The following is a 1,846-nucleotide window of genomic DNA, read 5'->3' as shown; positions in this document are numbered from 1 at the left end:
GCCCGAGACTCAGAGCTCCTCGTGCGCCACCGCACGACGCGCGTCCGCGTCCAGCACGCCCCAGCTGATCAGCTGCTCGGTCAGGACCGAGGGGGACTGGTCGTAGATGACGGCCAGGGTGCGCAGGTCGTCCTGGCGGATCGACAGCACCTTGCCGTTGTAGTCGCCACGCTGGCTCTGGATCGTCGCCGCGTAACGCTGCAGCGGGCCGGCCTTCTCGGCCGGGACGCCCGCCAGGCGCTCCAGGTCGAGACGCAGCTTCGGCGGCGGCTCGGCGGCCCCGCCGGGAGTCGTACCCGGCAGCAGCTCCTGCACGGGAACCCCGTAGAAGTCCGCCAGCTCGGCAAGACGCTGGACGGTCACGGCGCGGTCTCCGCGCTCGTAAGAACCGACCACCACGGCCTTCCACCGACCCTGGGACTTCTCCTCGACACCGTGGAGGGAAAGGCCCTGCTGGGTGCGGATGGCGCGGAGCTTGGCCCCGAGCTGTTTGGCGTATTCGCTGGACATAACGCTCCCGGACGCTGTGACGCTGTGACTGGTGGACACTGCGACTACGTAACTACGTGCGGCTCCGCCGCGCGGCTGGTAACTCACTGTGAGGTTACGCAGCGTTACTTGGATGCGTCAAGCCGAATGGTCTTCGTCGCTCCCCTGGGAGTTCGTCCCAGCAGCCCCCTGAGAGCCATTTCCCACCGGCCCGGTCCGAGTCACCGGCCTCTCCCTGGTACCGTGTGAGGCGTACATCAGACGTCCTTTAAGGTCCGTCCCGTGAGGCGGAGAAGGAGGTCCTTTTCATGGACACCCAGCAGAACACCGATTCCATGCGCCCCGTTCTCGAAGCGCAGGACATCGCGCGGGTCCTGACCCGCATCGCCCACGAGATCGTCGAACGCGCCAAGGGCGCCGACGACGTGGTGCTCCTCGGCATTCCCACCCGCGGTGTCCACCTCGCCCGCCGGCTGGCCGCCAAGCTCGAAGAGATCACCGGTACGAAGATCCCGGTCGGCTCCCTCGACATCACCATGTACCGCGACGACCTGCGGATGAAGCCCGCCCGCGCGATCGGTCGCACCGAGATCCCCGGCGACGACCTCGACGGCCGCCTGGTCGTCCTCGTCGACGACGTGCTCTTCTCCGGCCGCACCATCCGCGCCGCCCTCGACGCCCTCGGCGACCTCGGCCGCCCCCGCGCCGTCCAGCTCGCGGTCCTCGTCGACCGAGGCCACCGCGAACTGCCGATCCGTGCCGATTACGTCGGCAAGAACCTCCCCACGTCGCTGCGGGAGACCGTCAAGGTCCAGCTCCAGGAGGAGGACGGCCGTGACGCCGTGCTGCTCGGCCAGCGGACCGCCCAGGCAGCAGGTCAGTAGACCGTCCGAGTGACGGGCCCCGACCGGGCCCGCGCCGAGGCCTGCCCTGCCCGCTCGCACCCGCCCGTCAGTCCGCCTGCCCTCCCGACCTACGGAGCCATCCAGATGAAGCGCCACCTCATCTCGGCCGCCGACCTCACGCGCGACGACGCCGTCCTGATCCTCGACACCGCCGAGGAGATGGCCCGTGTCGCGGACCGGCCGATCAAGAAGCTGCCCACCCTGCGCGGCCTCACCGTCGTCAACCTCTTCTTCGAGGACTCGACCCGCACCCGGATCTCCTTCGAGGCGGCTGCCAAGCGGCTCTCGGCCGACGTCATCAACTTCTCCGCGAAGGGTTCGTCCGTTTCCAAGGGCGAATCCCTGAAGGACACCGCGCTGACCCTGGAGGCCATGGGCGCCGACGCGGTCGTCATCCGCCACCACGCCTCCGGCGCCCCCTACCGGCTCGCGACCTCCGGCTGGATCGACTC

The 1,846-nt window shown here is 69.2% G+C and carries 2 protein-coding genes and 1 pseudogene; 2 read left to right on the top strand and 1 reads right to left on the bottom strand.

What is annotated here, in order from left to right; genetic code table 11:
- Positions 1 to 9: 9 nt before the first annotated feature.
- Complete coding sequence (bldD, locus tag ACWGIU_RS37020) at positions 10 to 510, bottom strand: transcriptional regulator BldD (protein ID WP_030008755.1); 501 nt, start codon at positions 508 to 510, stop codon at positions 10 to 12.
- A gap of 287 nt (positions 511 to 797) precedes the next feature.
- Between bldD and pyrR the strand changes: the two genes are divergently transcribed.
- Together pyrR and ACWGIU_RS37010 are read left to right on the top strand one after the other, a co-directional pair.
- A complete protein-coding gene (gene pyrR, locus ACWGIU_RS37015) occupies positions 798 to 1,373 on the top strand; it encodes a bifunctional pyr operon transcriptional regulator/uracil phosphoribosyltransferase PyrR (protein WP_351154749.1) in 576 nt (191 codons plus the stop codon).
- A 105-nt stretch (positions 1,374 to 1,478) separates the two neighbouring features.
- Positions 1,479 to 1,846: pseudogene (locus tag ACWGIU_RS37010) on the top strand (aspartate carbamoyltransferase); the annotation flags it as partial.

It is taken from the genome of Streptomyces sp. NPDC054840, from assembly GCF_053611065.1.
The sequence above is the reverse complement of the archived record's forward strand: the minus strand, read 5'-3'. Positions and strand labels throughout refer to the sequence as shown.